This window comes from Dactylosporangium cerinum (assembly GCF_042653625.1).
In the GTDB taxonomy this organism is placed as follows: domain Bacteria; phylum Actinomycetota; class Actinomycetes; order Mycobacteriales; family Micromonosporaceae; genus Dactylosporangium; species Dactylosporangium cerinum.
In genome coordinates this window covers 322,753-337,633 of record NZ_JBHSIU010000046.1, presented here as the reverse complement: position 1 = coordinate 337,633, position 14,881 = coordinate 322,753, and the positions used below count along the sequence as shown (strand labels likewise).

The 14,881-nt window shown below is 74.0% G+C and carries 11 protein-coding genes; 4 read left to right on the top strand and 7 right to left on the bottom strand.

Annotated elements, in window-relative coordinates:
* Nucleotide 1: 1 nt before the first annotated feature.
* The 3 genes from ACFPIJ_RS35355 to ACFPIJ_RS35345 are packed head-to-tail and all read right to left on the bottom strand — an operon-like array spanning nt 2 to nt 2,516.
* Nucleotides 2-931, bottom strand: coding sequence for an AAA family ATPase (locus ACFPIJ_RS35355; protein WP_380121807.1), 930 nt, complete (start codon nt 929-931; stop codon nt 2-4).
* Nucleotides 931-2,175 (bottom strand): S1 family peptidase, encoded by a 1,245-nt coding sequence (locus tag ACFPIJ_RS35350; RefSeq protein ID WP_380121805.1) that lies wholly within the window; start codon nt 2,173-2,175, stop codon nt 931-933. Before ACFPIJ_RS35350 ends, ACFPIJ_RS35355 begins: the two co-directional genes overlap by 1 nt.
* Nucleotides 2,172-2,516, bottom strand: coding sequence for a CU044_2847 family protein (locus ACFPIJ_RS35345; RefSeq protein WP_380121803.1), 345 nt, complete (start codon nt 2,514-2,516; stop codon nt 2,172-2,174). Before ACFPIJ_RS35345 ends, ACFPIJ_RS35350 begins: the two co-directional genes overlap by 4 nt.
* A gap of 181 nt (nt 2,517-2,697) precedes the next feature.
* Here ACFPIJ_RS35345 and ACFPIJ_RS35340 point away from each other — a divergent pair, with 181 nt between their 5' ends.
* Entirely contained in the window at nt 2,698-4,815 is a 2,118-nt protein-coding gene (locus ACFPIJ_RS35340; RefSeq protein WP_380121801.1) for a DUF4132 domain-containing protein, read from the top strand.
* Here ACFPIJ_RS35340 and ACFPIJ_RS35335 read toward each other — a convergent pair.
* The 4 genes from ACFPIJ_RS35335 to ACFPIJ_RS35320 are packed head-to-tail and all read right to left on the bottom strand — an operon-like array spanning nt 4,807 to nt 11,465.
* Nucleotides 4,807-7,911 carry a hypothetical protein gene (locus tag ACFPIJ_RS35335; protein ID WP_380121799.1) on the bottom strand — a complete coding sequence of 1,035 codons (3,105 nt, stop codon included), beginning with the start codon at nt 7,909-7,911 and terminating at the stop codon, nt 4,807-4,809. The two genes, ACFPIJ_RS35340 and ACFPIJ_RS35335, sit on opposite strands and share 9 nt — an antisense overlap.
* 46 nt (nt 7,912-7,957) lie before the next feature.
* Entirely contained in the window at nt 7,958-8,950 is a 993-nt protein-coding gene (locus ACFPIJ_RS35330; RefSeq protein ID WP_380121797.1) for an ABC transporter permease, read from the bottom strand.
* Nucleotides 8,947-10,434, bottom strand: coding sequence for a sugar ABC transporter ATP-binding protein (locus ACFPIJ_RS35325; protein ID WP_380121795.1), 1,488 nt, complete (start codon nt 10,432-10,434; stop codon nt 8,947-8,949). The genes ACFPIJ_RS35330 and ACFPIJ_RS35325 overlap by 4 nt, the downstream gene beginning before the upstream one ends.
* Complete coding sequence (locus tag ACFPIJ_RS35320; RefSeq protein WP_380121793.1) at nt 10,434-11,465, bottom strand: sugar ABC transporter substrate-binding protein; 1,032 nt, start codon at nt 11,463-11,465, stop codon at nt 10,434-10,436. The genes ACFPIJ_RS35325 and ACFPIJ_RS35320 overlap by 1 nt, the downstream gene beginning before the upstream one ends.
* 374 nt (nt 11,466-11,839) lie before the next feature.
* Between ACFPIJ_RS35320 and ACFPIJ_RS35315 the strand changes: the two genes are divergently transcribed.
* The 3 genes from ACFPIJ_RS35315 to ACFPIJ_RS35305 all read left to right on the top strand — a co-directional run bounded on the left by ACFPIJ_RS35315 (nt 11,840) and on the right by ACFPIJ_RS35305 (nt 14,841).
* A complete protein-coding gene (locus ACFPIJ_RS35315) occupies nt 11,840-12,382 on the top strand; it encodes a hypothetical protein (RefSeq protein ID WP_380121791.1) in 543 nt (180 codons plus the stop codon).
* A gap of 182 nt (nt 12,383-12,564) precedes the next feature.
* Nucleotides 12,565-14,112, top strand: a complete 1,548-nt coding sequence (locus ACFPIJ_RS35310) for a penicillin-binding transpeptidase domain-containing protein (protein WP_380121789.1) — start codon at nt 12,565-12,567, stop codon at nt 14,110-14,112.
* Nucleotides 14,113-14,205: 93 nt separating this feature from the next.
* Nucleotides 14,206-14,841 carry a DUF6928 family protein gene (locus ACFPIJ_RS35305; protein ID WP_380121788.1) on the top strand — a complete coding sequence of 212 codons (636 nt, stop codon included), beginning with the start codon at nt 14,206-14,208 and terminating at the stop codon, nt 14,839-14,841.
* Nucleotides 14,842-14,881 lie beyond the last annotated feature (40 nt).

The window sequence follows — 14,881 nt, the reverse complement described above, 5'->3', positions numbered from 1 at the left end:
CTCAGCGCTCCAGCCGCAGCGCGTCGGCGTGCTGCTTGATGAGCACCCCCGAGAACGGCAGCCGCCCGCCGCCGGGGCGCGCACCGACCGCCTGCAGGTAACTGACCCAGTCGAGCAACTCGCTGAGGCCGGGCTTCTTTGCCAGGTCCAGGGACCGCAGCCGCAGCAGCGTGTCGATCGCCTCCGCGCGCAGCTGGACGTCGCCGATGCCGTGCAGGGCGAGGATCGCGTCGAGCTCGGCGGCGGCGTCGGGGAAGCGCACGTGGTGGAACACGCACCGGCGCAGGAACGCGGCCGGCAGTGCCTTCTCCTCGTTGTTCGTCACGACGATGACGGGCCGCAGGTCGGGCCGGTCGGCCGGCACCGCGTGCCGCTCGCCGTGCGCCTCGGGCACGTCGAACGCGAGCTGGTCCAGCTCCCGCAGTAGGTCGTTGGGGAAGTCGATGTCGGCCTTGTCGATCTCGTCGATGAGCACCATCGACCGGCGGCCGTGCCCGGCCCGCACGATCGCCCGGCCGAGCGGTCCGAGCCGGACGTAGTCGCTCTCGGCGGTGGCGGCGCGGCCGAGCTGGGTGTCGTACAGGCGGCGGACGGCGTCGTACACGTACAGCAGGTCCTGGCCACGGCTGGTCGACTTGATGTACGCCTCCTCCAGCGGCAGCCCGAGCGCGTAGGAGACGGCGTGCGCGAGGCGGGTCTTGCCGGCGCCCGGGTCGCCCTGCAGCAGCAGCGGCCGGCCGAGCGCGATCGCGACGTTCACCGCCTCCTCCAGGTCGGCGGAGGCGCGGTACGGCTCCCGCAGCCGCGGCTCGAACCGCGGCTGCGGGAGCGGTCCGGCAGCGTCGCCTGCGACCTCGATGTCGCGCCGCTCCGGCAGCTCCGCGAGCCGGTCGAAGCGCAGCGACGTGTCGACGCGGTGGCGGGTCAGCATCAGGCCTCCAGGTCCTCGAGGTAGCCACGCAGCTCGTCCGGCTGGAACCGGACGCGGTCGATACATTCGGCGAGCTCCTCGTACGTGTACCGCACGTCGAGCTCGTCGCCGATCCGGCCGACGATGTCCGCCGTCCACGCCGTCGCGAGGGGCCGCGGCCAGCGCTTGTACACGGTCACGTGCGCCGCCCACCGCTCCACGTCCCGGTGCGCGAACCGCGGCGGCGGCAGCGCCGTGACCTCGTCCGGGAACCCGCCGGCGGGCACGCCGAGCAGGAACAGCATGCACCAGCGTTTCGGCTGCCCGTACGCCTCCCGGACCCGCCGCACCAGCTCCGCCACGTCGGCGGCCGGGGTGCCCCGCACCGTCACCGGGCAGATCACGTTGCGGGCGGCCAGCACCGCCGGGTAGCGGGTCATCTTCCGCACCGCCGTGTCGACGGAGTGCAGCTCGGCGCTGAGGTCGAGCCAGTGCTGCCGGGCGATCTCACCCACGTACTGCCGCAGCCACGCGCACAGGTTGTCCACCACCGCCTGCTCGCCGGCGTCGACCCCGAACACGAGGAACCGCCCGCCGGCCGTGGCCATCGCCTCGAGGATCGCGGTCTTGAGCAGGTCGAGGTCGAAGTATGCCGTGTCCAGCAGCTGGTGCACGGGCAGCGCCCGGTCCGACCGCCCGACCACGACGCCCAGGCTGAACCTGCGGACGATCTGCGCCACCGGCACCGCGAACAGCACGTTGGCCGCGGCCGGCCCGGCGTCGCCCGCGGCGGCCCGCTCGCGCACCTGCTCGACCAGCACCCCGACGACCGCGCCGTCGACGGTCACGGCGCTGCCGGAGTAGCCGCGGTAGTCGCGCAACGCCTCCGCCACGTGCAGCTGCAGCACCGTCATCTCCGTGCCGCCCTGGTTGACGATGAGATGGTCGGTCGCCGTCACCGTGCCGGTGAGCTGCGCGTCGTGGTTCTTCGGCCGGGCCGTGACCCGCCAGTCGGCGCGCAGCACCGCATGCGTCAACGCGGGCACGATGGCGAGGGACTCCGCGACCCGCAGCGTCGCGACGTCGATCGCCGGCTCCGCCTGGACCGCCTCGACCGGTAGCCGCACCCCGGCCGCCGTCACGAACTCGAGGTCCTCGGCCGCCCGGTCCCGCACCACGTGCGCCGCCGTGGCGACGATCCGGTCCGTCAGGACGAACCCGCTGCCCAGATCCCGGCCGCCGGCGACGATGCGCCCGTCGATCATCCGCTCTGGCCGGCCTCGGCGGCCGGTTCCGCGTCGGGCTTTCGCCGCAGGGTGACCGTCACCTCGAACGTCGCACCGGTCGTGGCCCGCGACACGACCACCCCGGCCTCGGCGTTGAGCGTGACCCCGAACTTCGCCTGCAGCTCCGCGACCTCCCACCCGGACAGGTCGGGGGTGACGTTCGCGGCGACGGCCCGCACCCCGGCGACGATCGCGGACTGCACGTCGGACAGCCGGTCCCGCAACCGCTCGACGGTCCCGTCACCCCACGAGATCTCCCGCCCGCCGGTGAGCTCGACCACCTGCACCACAACACCCTCAGCCACCGCCGCCTCGCTCATCGCCACACCGTACCGTCGCATGCACGGGGCTCACTATCGGCGCTCCGGGCCCCGTACGCGAGGAGGTCCCGGTGCGTCCTGGCGCCCCCTCCGCCGGATGGTGCCGTGGGGTGTGCCGATCCGGCTCCGGTACGGTCGGCGGCACCGATCCCCGGCGGCAGGAACCCTGGAGGCTGAACCCATGACAAGCGGGCCCGACGTGCTGCCCGGCGTGTTTTCGACGGTCCTGGCGTGGGAGGACGGGGAGCGGGACCGGTGGTGGTCGCGGGCCGCGGCGCTGGAGCACGGGCGCGAGCAGCCGGACTGGGGCGCCGCGGTGGCGCGGGCCGACGACCTGTCGAACCTGACCCCGGCGCAGTTGTCGTGGCTGATCGTGCGGGGGCCGGAGTCGTCGGCGCGGGCGCTGCTGGGCAAGTCGCTGACCCTGCTGCGCCACGGGCAGCGCATCGACCTGGACCGGGTCGCGGTCGCCCGGTTCGGACTGGACGCGCTGCCGCTGGTGCTCCGCGACGCGGGCGGGGACGCCGACCGCCTGGGCCTGCTGGTGCTGCCGTTCCGGGGCGCCGAGGTGGCCACGCTGGTCGCGGGCTGGCTCCGGCACCTGGGCTCGGCGCGGCTGTGGGCGCGGCTGTGGCTGCAGCGGCACGCGGACGTGGCGATGCGGACGCTGACCCCGGTCGCCGAGGGGCGCCCGGGCCGGGCCCAGCAGCAGGCGGAGGACGCGCTGCACTTCCTGGAGGGGGCGTCCGGGGTCCCGTCGTTGTTCGCGGTGCCGGCGTATGCCACCCGCAAGGGCCGTCCACCGGCCTGGACCCGCCCCGATCGGCTGCCGGAGCTGCAGCGGGCCGGCGGCGGGGCGCTGCCGCCCGACCAGGTGGCCCGGGTCGTGGAGGCACTGAGCTGGTCGCGTCTGGCCGGACCGCCGGAGCCGGCGCCCGGATCCGACGGTGCCGTACCGGTGGCCGTCGAGTCGTCGGTGGCCACGCAGCCGCTCGTCAGGCCGGTCGAACCGGAGGCCCGGGAGCGCATCGCGGGCTGCGACGCGGCCAGCCTGGCGGCGTTCGGCCGGGCCGTGCTGCACGAGTGGGTGGAGGACGGGGCGCCGGCGGGGGAGGCCTGGGCGCTGCTGGCACAGGCGCACATCGGCGACGACGCCACCATGGACGTGCTGGCGCCACTGGTGCGGTCGTGGCCGGCCCTCAGCCGGTACGCGCGGGCGATCGACGGGTTCGCGGTCCTGGCGACGGCTGGCACCGACACTGCGCTGCGGCACCTGCTGGCGATCGAGGCGAACATGTCGGGCGGCACGACGAACGAGCGGGCCAGCAACTACCTCGCGCAGGCCGCCGCCCGGCGCGGGCTGTCCGTGACCCAGCTGGCGGACCGGCTGGCGGCCACGCACGGCCTCGACACCGGCGTCACGCTGGACTACGGGCCGCGCGTGTTCACGGTGGTCACCGACGACCACCTCACCGTCCGGGTCCTGGACCCCGCGGGGCGGCCCGTCGCCAGGCCGCCCAAGCCGGGCGTGAAGGACACGAATCCCGACGCGTACCAACGGTTCCTGCAATTGAAGAAGGACCTGCGGGCGACCGTGGCGGCGCAGACCACCCGGCTGCAGCGGGACCTGTTCACGCGGCGGTTCCGGCCGGCCCGGGACCTTCCGGCCGTCGTGCTGCCGCACCCGGTCCTGGGACCGCTCGCGCGGCGGCTGCTGTGGGGCGAGTACGACCAGCGGCGCGGCCTGGTCCGGGCCCTGCGGGTCGCCGAGGACGGCACCTTCGCGGACCTCCACGACACGACCGCGACCGTCGACGGCGACGCGCAGCTCGGCCTCGTGCACCCCGCGGACCTGGGCCCGGACCTGGCCCACTGGGTGCAGCTCGGCACCGACTACGAGATCCTGCCGCCGTTTGCGCAGCTGCACCGGCCGGTGGTGACGCTCACCGAGGCGGAGCGCGCCGCGACCAGCCTGACCGGGTTCGGGCCGCTGCCGACCGGGCGGGCCCTGGAACTCGTGCACCGCAGAGCGTGGCGGGGCAACGGCTCGTCCTTCGTGCCGAGCCAGCCGCACACGCAGCTGGCGCACGACCTGCCGGACGGGCTGTCGCTGCTGGTGGAGATCACTCCGGGGGCTGACTCGCCGTTCGACCCGTCCTCGGACCAGCAGGTCACCGAGATCTGGCTGGACGATGCCTGGTCGGACCACCTGCAGCTGGCCCGGCACATCCCCATGGGCGCGGCCGATCCGGCCGCGCTGTCGGAGTTGCTGGTCGAGCTGCGCGGCGGGTCAGCCTGACGCCGACACGTCCAGGGCGGTCTCCCGCACGTCCGGGTCGGCGTGCCGGCGCAGGTCGTCCAGCCGGCGCAGCCGGGGCTCCGGCCAGCGTTCCTGCGTGGCGGCGAGCCGGATCCACACCAGCGCCGCGGCGGGGCCGGGGCGCCGGGCCAGGTGGTCGAGGACCGCGGCCAGGTGGGTGGGGTCGGTCAGGCGGGGCAGCCCCCGCCAGGACTCGACATCGAACCGGTGCGGCCGGTCGTCCACGGCGTCGAGCAGCCGGTCCCACAGCGCCAGGTCCGGTCCGGCCTCGGAGGACGGCTCGGCCAGGTCGCCGAGCGCGAGGCGGGTCAGCAGCAGCACCCGCACGCTGGGCAGGTCGAACGGGACGAGGCCCCGTTCGAGCGCGCGGGTTGCGGGGCGCCGGGCGGCCGGTGGGATGTGCCACGAGCCCAGCGTCAGCGTGGCGGCCAGGTCGGCCAGCCGGCGCCGGACCTTCACCCGGTCGCGGTCCGCCTGCGCCGCGAGCACGTCCACGGCGGCCGCCCAGGCGAGGTCGCCGGCCGAGGTACCCAGGGCGGCGCCCAGGGTGACCCGCGCCGCGCCGGCCAGCTCGTCGGGGTGGTCGAGGCCGACCATCCGGGCGACCGCGTCGAGGCCCTCGGGTGCGTAGCGGAACCAGCGCCGGTACCCGGTCACCACCGCCGGGTCGCCGGAGTCGAGGGCACGGACGAGTAGGCGGGCCACGGCCGGCCGCCGGTCGGCTGGAACCCGCTCGACCGGTGTTGCCAGGATCGCGTCCCGGACGGCGTCGGGCTGCGCGTCGGGGCGCAGCGCAGCGGCGAGGAGCTCCGCGACGCCGTCCGTGGCCTCGACGGAGGGGACCAGGGTGGCGGCCACGGCGGCGCGGACGTCGCGGTGCAGGTCGGGCAGGCGCCAGGCGTCGATGAGGGCGGCCACGGCCGCCGGGGTGCCGAGCGCGCCGAGGGCCCGCACGGCCTCCTTCGCCGGCGCGAGCCGGCCACCGCCGCGCAGCGTGGCGGTGAGCGCACCGGCCGCGGCGGCGTCGGTGACGGTGTCCAGCGCCGACCGCAGCGCCCGGGCGGCGGCCCGGGCCCGGTAGCCGATCGGGTCGTCGACGTGCTCCGCGAGGTGGGCCAGGCCGTGCGGGCGGCGGGCCAGGGCGCCCAGCGCGGCCGTGGCGACCCCGCCGTCGTCCGCCTCGGCGAGGGCGGAGAGCAGCTCCGGGTCGTCGAGCACGCGGAGGGCCGCGATCCGGTCGGCGGGTGCGACGGACGGGTCGGTGGCCTGCTCGGCGGCGGCGTCCCGGTACCAGGTCCGCTGCGCCGGTCGCCAGGCCCGCAGCGTCGCCGCGGTGGCCGGGATCAGCGGCCGCAGCGACCGGACCGCAGCGTGGTCGAGCAGGCTCGTGTGCCGGGTGGTCAGCAGCCGGGTGATCTCGGGCACCCGCGCGAGCGCCGGGTCGTGCTCCAGCAGGGTCTGCAGCCGCTCGGCCCGGTCCGCGGGGGCGCCACCGACCCACAGCCGCGCCGCCTCCCGCGCGATCTCCGGATCCGTGGCGCCGAGCGCGATGTCCCGCATCCGGTCGCCGAGATCCAGCCCGAGCTGCGCCGCGACCACCAGCAGCGCCCGGCCGTCGAGGTCGTGGGCGAGGTCCCATACGGTGGCCCGGACGCGCGGCCGCAGCCGTGGCGCGGCGTACCACGGGCCGAGGTCCCGCTTCGTGCGCGCGTAGACCAGGAAGAGCTCGGCGGCCCGGGCCACCTCGGCGGGGCCGGCGTCCGGGCGGTGCGCCGCGTCGAGCGCGACGGTGAGGGTGCGGGTGAGCCATTCGTCGATGTACTGCCAGGAGCGCGGGGCGACGTCGGGGCGGGTGAGGACGGTGTGCACGACGGCGGCGACCGCCGGCACCGGCACGGCGGTCACGCTGCGGGCGGGTCCGGCGGCGAGCAGGCTCAGCACCGACTGCTGGACGAGGTGCTGGTCGGTCCAGGCGCGCCCGGCCCGGTCGATCGCGTCGGTGTTCGCGGCCGGGTCCCGGTCGAGCATCGCGCTGCGCAGCAGCGCCAGCCAGCCCCGCTCCCGCTCGTCGGCGCGGTGGCTGCGGGTCATGGCCAGCAAGGTGTCGCGGACCTCCGCGTACGGCAGCAGTGCGAGCACCTCCGGATCGCCGGGGCGCTCCGCCAGCAGCGTCCGCGCCCAGGCCACCCGGCCAGCGAAGGACAGGGCCATGAGCTCGACGACGGACGGACCCGGCAGCGGGCGGCGGCGGGCGGGTGGCAGCGCGTCGAGCAGCGCGGCGCGCCCCGCGCCGTCGGTGAGGCGCGCGAGGGCGTCCAGGTCGGCGCCCGCCAGCCGGCGGACCGTCCGCCGGGCCCGCCGGGGCAGCCGGATCAGGCCCTGCGACGGCACCGGGAACCACCACCACGTGCGGTCCCGCAGCGCGGCGGCGACGGCGTCCGGGGTGCCGATCTCGTGCCACTGCCGGTCCGGGGACACGATCGCGGCCGCCGCCGGATCGCGCCGCAGCGCGGTCTCCATGGTGTGCCGGTCCTGGGACCACCGGCGTGCCGGGTCCGTGCCGGCGTCCTCGACGAACCGGCGCGCGACGGCGACCGGCGCCACCCGGGCCAGGCGGTGCAGGTCGTCGGCCGTGAGCCGCAGCGCCGGCAGCCACCGCTCGACCACGCCGGGGGAGCAGGCCGCCAGGAGCAGCGGCCGGTCGCGGGCGGGGACCTGCGGCAGCAGCGATTCGGCGAGCTCCCGGCGACAGGAGCGCCGCAGCACCCGGTACACCTGCCGCCGGATGACGAACGGTGCGCTCAGCGCGAGGCGGCGCAGGGCGGTGTCGGACACCGGGAGGCGGATCGCCGCGGACAACGCCCGGCCGAGCAGTTCGCCGTCATCGAGGGCCCGCTCGACCGCGGCGACATCGCGGCGCACGACGGCGATGAACAGCCCGTCGTGGCGGTCGTCGACGTCGCCGGAGGCGAGCCGGGCATGGTGGGCACGGTATTGCTCGTCGGAGAGGCTGAGCGCGAACCGGGCCAGTGCCCGCCGCCGCAGAGGTGCGTCGATGCGGTCACGATAGCGCAAAGGCATGGTGGGCGGTGACCGCCAAGACACCGCCCACCATGCCGGTCTAGGAGTCCTGCGCCTTGCCCGTCGTCACCCGGGCGAGGATCAGGGCAATCAGGATGATCAGGCCGTACACCGCCTGGATCCACTGCGCCGAGACGCCGGCGAGGGTCAGGATGTTGGTGATCAGGCCGAGGACGAGCACGCCGCACAGGGCGCCGAACAGGGTGCCCTTGCCGCCGTTCATGCTGACGCCGCCGATGACCGCGGCGGCGAAGACCATGAAGATCATTTTCTCGCCCTGGGCTGCGGCGACCGAGCCGAGCCGGCCCGTCATCAGCAGGCCGGCGAGCGCGGCGAGGACACCGGCGACCATGAACACGATCCAGATGACCCGGTCGCTGCGGATGCCGGCGGCGCGGGCCGCGTCGACGTTGCCGCCGATCGCGTAGACGGCTCGGCCGTGGCGGAACCAGCCGAGGACCGCGATCCCGATCGCGAACAGCAGTCCGCACAGCCAGATCGACAACGGCAGCCCGAGCCACGTGGCGTTGCCCAGGTACAGCACGGACGGCGGGAGTTCGAACAGGTTCTTGCCGCCGGTGATGCCGATCTGCAGGCCCCGCAGCGTGATGAGCATGCCCAGGGTCACGATGAACGCGGACAGCCCGAAGCGCAGGATCAGCAGGCCGTTCAACGCGCCCACGAGCAGCCCGACGAGCAGGATCAACGGCACGGCGAGCGCGGACGGCCAGGACGTGCCGAGCCCGTTGCTGGCGGCCGGGATGACCAGGGCGACGCCGAGCGCCGGCGCGAGGCCGACGGTCGACTCCAGGGACAGGTCGAAGCGGCCGCCGATCAGGATGACCGTCTCGGCGAGGACCAGCAGCGACAGCTCGGTCTGCTGCTGCAGCACGTTGATGATGTTGGTGCTGGACAGGAAGACGGGGTCGACGATCGCGCCGACGACGAGCAGGACCAGGATCGCCGGGACGAGGGTGAGGTCCCGCATCCGGGCCAGGCGGATCCCGGACAGCCGGGCCGGGACGGTGGTCATCGGTTGACTCCTTCGACGGCGGCGACCACGTCGGTGTCGCTCCACCCGGCGGGCAGGGCCGCGACGACGCGGCCGTGGAACATGACGAGGACCCGGTCGCAGTGGCGCAGGTCGTCGAGCTCGTCGGAGACCATCAGCACCGCCGTGCCGGTGTCGGCGGCGGTGCGCACCGCGTCGAGCAGGGACTCCTTGGAGCGCACGTCGACGCCCGCGGTCGGGTTGATGAGGACCAGGACGGACGGCGCGGTGCTCAGGGCGCGGGCGAGCACGACCTTCTGCGCGTTGCCGCCGGACAGGCTGCTCACGGGTGCGGCCGGCCCGGACGTGTGGATGTCGAACCGGTCGATGAACGCCCGCGCGGTCGCCGCCAGCTTCGTGGGGGAGACGTAGCCGGCCGGCCCGAGCGACGCGGCGATCGGCAGCGTGGCGTTCTCGGCCACCGACAGCCGCGGGATGAGCCCTTCCCGGTGCCGGTCCTGCGGCACCAGGCCGATCCCGGCGGCGAGCGCGGCCGGCACGCTGCCCGGTGTGACGTCCCGGCCGCCGGCGGTCACCGTCCCGGCCGTGGCGCGCCGCAGCCCGCCGACGGTTTCCGCGAGGGCGACCTTGCCGCTGCTGCCGGAGCCGGTGACCCCGACGATCTCCCCGGCGCGCACGTCGACGTCGATCGAGGTGTACGAACCGCGCAACGTCAACCCCGCCACCCGCAACGCCACCTGGGCGTCCGGCGGGACCGGCGGGCGGGCCCCGACCGCGGTGAGCCCGACCGCCTCGCCGGTCATCGCGGCGACGAGCGCGTCGTGGTCGACGGTGTCGACGGGCGCGGTCAGCACGTGCCGCGCGTCCCGCAGCACGGTGACGGTGTCGCAGACCTCGTAGACCTCCTGCAGGTGGTGCGAGATGAACAGCATCGTCACGCCGGTCGCGGACAGGGCCCGCAGCCGGACGAAGAGGCGCTCGATCGCGGTCGCGTCGAGCCGGGCGGTCGGCTCGTCGAGGATGATGAACCGGGCGCCCTGGGACAGGGCCCGCGCGATCTCGACCAGCTGCCGCTGCTCGACGCCGAGGTCACCGGCTCTGGCCGCGGGGTCGACGTCGACCCCGTATTCGTCCAGGAGCTGCTGTGCGCGGCGGCGCAGCGTACCCCAGCGAATGACGTCGCCCTGGCGGTTGAGGAAGAGGTTCTCCGCCACCGACAGGTCCGCGATGATGGTGGAGCGCTGGAAGACGCAGGCCACCCGGCGGCGCCACGCGGCCCGGTCCGGCACCGGCGGGGCAGGCTCCCCGTCGAATCGGACCGCGCCGGCGTCCGGGCTCTGCAGCCCGGTGAGCAGCGACACGAGCGTCGACTTGCCGGCACCGTTGCGGCCCACGAGAGCGTGGGTGCTGCCCGGCGCGATCGACAGCGACACGTCGTGCAACGCCGTGGTGGCGCCGAAGCGCTTGCTCGTGTTGACGGCCTCCACCGCCGGTGCGCCCGTCATCACTTGCCGATCTGGTTGCCCCACAACGCCGAGTCCTCGACGTTGTCCTTGGTGACGAGCGGGGCGGGCAGCTGGTCCTCGAGCAGCCCGGGACGCACCTGCACGATGGTGCTGTCGTGGTCGGTCCTGCCGGGCTGGAACGTCTTGCCGTCCACCGCGGCCTTGGCGTAGAACAGCGCGTACTTCGCGTAGAGGTCGGCGGGCTGCGACACGGTCGCGTCGATCTCGCCCTTGCGGATCGCCTCGAACTCCTGCGGGATGCCGTCGTTGGAGACGATGAAGATGTGCTTCGGGTCGCCCGGCGGGACGAGCAGGTTCTTGGTGCGCAGCAGCTGCAGCGTCGGGGCCAGGAACACGCCGCCGGCCTGCATGTAGATGCCGTTGATGTCGGGGTGCTGGGCCAGGCGGGTCTGCAGCGCGGCGGACGCCTTCGCACCCTCCCAGTCGGTCGGCTCGGCGAACACCGTGATGCCGGGGAACTTGCTCTGCATGCACTCGGCGAAGGCCTCGGACCGGTCCCGGCCGTTCACGCTGGACAGCGAGCCCTGGAACTCGATGACCTTGCCCTTGCCGTTGAGTTTCGCGCCGAGGAACTCGCACGCCTTCTGCCCGTACGCACGGTTGTCGGCCCGCACGACCATGTAGACGTTGCCCTTGTCGGGCCGGGTGTCGACGGTGACGACCGGGATCTTCTTCTGCTCCAGCTGGGTGAGCGTGGTCGCGATCGCGCCGGTGTCCTGCGGCGCCATCACGATCGCCTTCGCGCCCTGGCTGGTGAGCGCCTGGGTGTTCGCGACGAGCTTGGCGATGTCGTTCTGCGAGTTCGTCGGCGTCATGAGGTTGATGCCGGCCTCCTTCGCGAACGCCGGCACGTACTTGGCGTAGGAGTTCCAGAAGTCGGAGTCGGCCCGGGGCAGGTCGACGGCGATCGGCGGGGTTCCTCCGGTGCTTTCAGGGGTGGCGGCGGAGTCACAGGCGGTGAGCGAGACGACCATGGCGGTGGCCAGGATGGCCGGTCGTAACAGCTTCATGACGGGATCCTCAGGTTCCTTCGGGGGTATCACGGCACTGCGCGAATACATCCGATGTCTAGCAGGCACAGGCCATGGTCGGCAAGGGCTAAAATCTTGGAGGCTGTCGCTTTTGTTCGATGGAACAGAAGTTCGGAACCCTTCTTGACGAAGTGATACCTCCGATGTTCACTCATGTCGAGGGTTGTCCATGGTTCGATGAGCGGACCCACCGCTAGAAGACCTGCGGACGACACCCTGCAGAGCGACGCCGACGCCGAGCAGGGTAGGCGCTAGTCCCGGAGGGGCCCCTCCGGGACTAGCGCTGTTCGGCGTGTTTCGCCCGCGCCTGCGGGCGGTGGGAACCTCGGCGGCCAGGTGACAATGGTGCTGTGGTGCGTGCCTATCAGGCCCCGTGGTCCAACCGGGCGTTGCTGGTGATGGTGGCGGTGACGACGTTGGTCGGCGCCGGGCTGTTGCTGCTCGCCTGGCGCAGCGACGTGGAGGGGCGGCGGATGCGCGACGCTCCGCAGTGCGCGCCGGCTCAGGTGTTCACCTCGGCGAAGTGCCGCGCGGTCCTCGACGGGACGGTCACCTGGATCACCACCTCACAGGCCCAGGTGGACGTCGACGGGCATCACCTGACCATGCCAACGGCCCCGTTCAAGAACCTCCCGGCGGCCGGCGAGCGGCCCGCTCGGGCGACGCTGTACCGCGGCAAGGTCGTCCGCGTCGAGGCGGATGGCCGGCTGTTCAACGCGACCGACACCCCGCAGGACAGCCGTGACTTCGTCCTCGCCCTCGGCGTGTTCTGTCTGGCCGCCGGGCCCATCAACGCCCTGGCGCTGCTCGCACGCAGGGGGAGCGGACAGAAGGCCGGCCGGCGCGGTGGGCGTGGGCAGCAGGCCGGACTGCGCGCGCCCCACCTGACGGCGTAGCCGCGTTCTCCGTCGCCCGGACGGCACGCCCGGCGCCGCACCGGGACCTTCAGGTGGGCGAACAATGCCCCGTCGGACTCCAGGCCGGCGGGTGCGTGGATCGCGTCGATGTGCACGCGCCCCTCGGGTCAGCGGGCGGTGAGGGCAGTCGATATCATCCATTCCCTTACAAAGGGGGCGGCATGGCGGGGGCATCAACCAGTGAGTCGATCATCGAGTCGGGCCCGGAACCCGGGCCGGTCAACCGGCGCGCGCTGCTGGCGGTGGCGGTCGTCCTGGTGCTGGTCGCCGTGATCGGCGTGGTCGTGTGGCAGTCGTCCCGGGACACGGCCGCACCCGGCAGGTCGCAGGCGCCCGCGGCCGCCCCCAAACCATCGGAGCTGTACGCGGCCGACGGCACGACGCTCATCGCGCGGTTCGACACCGACGATCCCCGGGACGGCTGCGTACGGGCCCCGGTCAACGACTGGGGCTTCTTCTGCGAGTACTTCGTCACGTGGTGGCAGGCGCAGGCCCTCTTCGGTGAGGACCTGGCGCAGCGGACCGATCGGCTGCTGCACGGTGGGTACCGCATCGGCGGGTCGCTCGACGTCCAGCTGCAGGCCGGTGCGAAACGGCGGGTCGACGCGCTGCTACCGGTCACTGACCCGAACGTGTTCTCCCTGGCCGCGATCGAGCCCGGCACCGGCCTGGTCAAGACGATGGCCGTGAACCGCAACTTCCGCCGTCCGCCGGTGCCCACGAGCTCGGCCGATCCGAACCAGCCGCCGCTGCGACTGCCCGCCGGACCGGACACCGTGGCCCCGCTCATCTCCGGCGACGCGGACATGCCCGGCGTGGCGGCCGGTGCGCCCTTCATGATGTTCACCCTGGCGGCGGCGCTGAACAGCGGCCTCCGGCTGGACCACGCGATCGACACGAAGCGGGTGTACCAGTCGAAGTACCGCATCGACCCGTCGAGCCCGGCAGCCTGCAACGGCGGGTACTGGTGCCCCGCCAACACCGGCGATCCCGCGTACCAGTCGGGCCGCCGCACCATGTGGGACGCGTTCGGCCACTCGGTGCTGACCTACTTCGTGGCGCTGCAGGAGCAGATCGGCGCGAACCAGTCCATCGCCATGGCCAAGCGCCTGGGCATCGTCTTCCGCAGCAAGGAGGACCAGGCGCTCAGCGAGGCGGCGGGCAACGCAAACTGGGGCGCGTTCACCCTCGGCGTCTCCGCGACCACCGCCCTGGACCTGGCCAACGCCTACGCGACCCTCGCCGCCGACGGCACCCACTGCGACCCACTCCCGGTCGCCAAGGTCGCCGACGCCGGCGGCCACCCGGTCCCTGGCATCGGGCCGAACTGCACCTCGGTGCTGCGCGCCGAGGTGGCCCGCGCCGCGATCGACGCCGGCCGCTGCCCGCTCGGCGACCGGTCCGCGTTCGGCGACCGCTGCGGCGCCGGCAAGGTCCTGACCACCCCCGTGCGCGCCGCCGTGGACCGCCCGGTGTCCGGCCAGTTCGGCCTGACCACGAACCGCCGGACCTTCTCCCTGGTGGTCGCCGCACCCCAGCTGGCGACCGCGGGCATGCTCACGACTGCGCCGGGCGGCACCACCCAGCTCGGCACCGGGGTGCCCGAGGCGGCGAGCGGGGTGATCGCCGGAGTCGCGCACGACGCCCTCGCCCCGCTGCCGGTCCGCGACTTCACCGCCCCGCCGCGGGACCTCGCCCTCGCCGCCTGACGGCCCGACGCCCCGGCCGCAGGCGGTCGGGGCGTCGTCGACCACGCGAGCCTGGCACGGGCTAGCCTGCGGGCACCGAACGGGGGTGGACTTGTGGGTGCGAAGACGGCGATGCTCGTGTACGCCGACGGGGCTGGCGTGATCCCGGTGCTGCGAGGCACGACGTCGACCGACGCCGGCGAGGCGGCCGCGCTGCTGCGGCGGCTCTGGCCGGAGCGCGACGTCGAGCCCGACGGCGAGGAGCCGTGGGCGCTGTTCGAGGCGGTGTACCCGCCCGAGGACACCACCTGCGCGCTGGCGGTGCCCGGTCTGGCGATCGTCTGCGACCAGCGGATCGCGCTGGACCGGCCGTCGCAGCTCCCCGCCCGCCTGGTCGCGGCGGAGGGCGGGCGGAGGGTGATCCTGCACGCGATGCACAGCGTGGTCGACTGGACGGCGTTCGCGGTGTGGGAGGACGGGCGGCTGATCCGCTCGCTCAGCGTGGCGCCGGACTTCGGGATTCTGGAGGACCTCGGCGAACGGCTGCCGTTCGAGTCGACGTACTGGAACGGCGACCACGCGGTCGACGGCTATCCGCTGCCGTTCCACCCGCTGGCGCTCGGGGAACGGGCGATGGGCGAGCTCCTCGGGTTCTATGCCGAGGGACTCGCGTCCGACGACGAGGCCCCGGCCGAGCGGGTGGACGCGGAGGCGGTCGAGCTGCACGGCTTCCTGATGCGCGAACGCTGACAGGCCGAAGGATCCCCGGGTCCTTCGGCCTGTCGCAAAC

Bases quoted from the DNA above. Each gene is read 5' to 3' on its own strand.
- ACFPIJ_RS35355 (WP_380121807.1), bottom strand. From the start codon at position 931: ATGCTGACCCGCCACCGCGTCGACACGTCGCTGCGCTTCGACCGGCTC.
- ACFPIJ_RS35350 (WP_380121805.1), bottom strand. From the start codon at position 2,175: ATGATCGACGGGCGCATCGTCGCCGGCGGCCGGGATCTGGGCAGCGGG.
- ACFPIJ_RS35345 (WP_380121803.1), bottom strand. From the start codon at position 2,516: ATGAGCGAGGCGGCGGTGGCTGAGGGTGTTGTGGTGCAGGTGGTCGAG.
- ACFPIJ_RS35340 (WP_380121801.1), top strand. From the start codon at position 2,698: ATGACAAGCGGGCCCGACGTGCTGCCCGGCGTGTTTTCGACGGTCCTG.
- ACFPIJ_RS35330 (WP_380121797.1), bottom strand. From the start codon at position 8,950: ATGACCACCGTCCCGGCCCGGCTGTCCGGGATCCGCCTGGCCCGGATG.
- ACFPIJ_RS35325 (WP_380121795.1), bottom strand. From the start codon at position 10,434: ATGACGGGCGCACCGGCGGTGGAGGCCGTCAACACGAGCAAGCGCTTC.
- ACFPIJ_RS35320 (WP_380121793.1), bottom strand. From the start codon at position 11,465: ATGAAGCTGTTACGACCGGCCATCCTGGCCACCGCCATGGTCGTCTCG.
- ACFPIJ_RS35310 (WP_380121789.1), top strand. From the start codon at position 12,565: ATGGCGGGGGCATCAACCAGTGAGTCGATCATCGAGTCGGGCCCGGAA.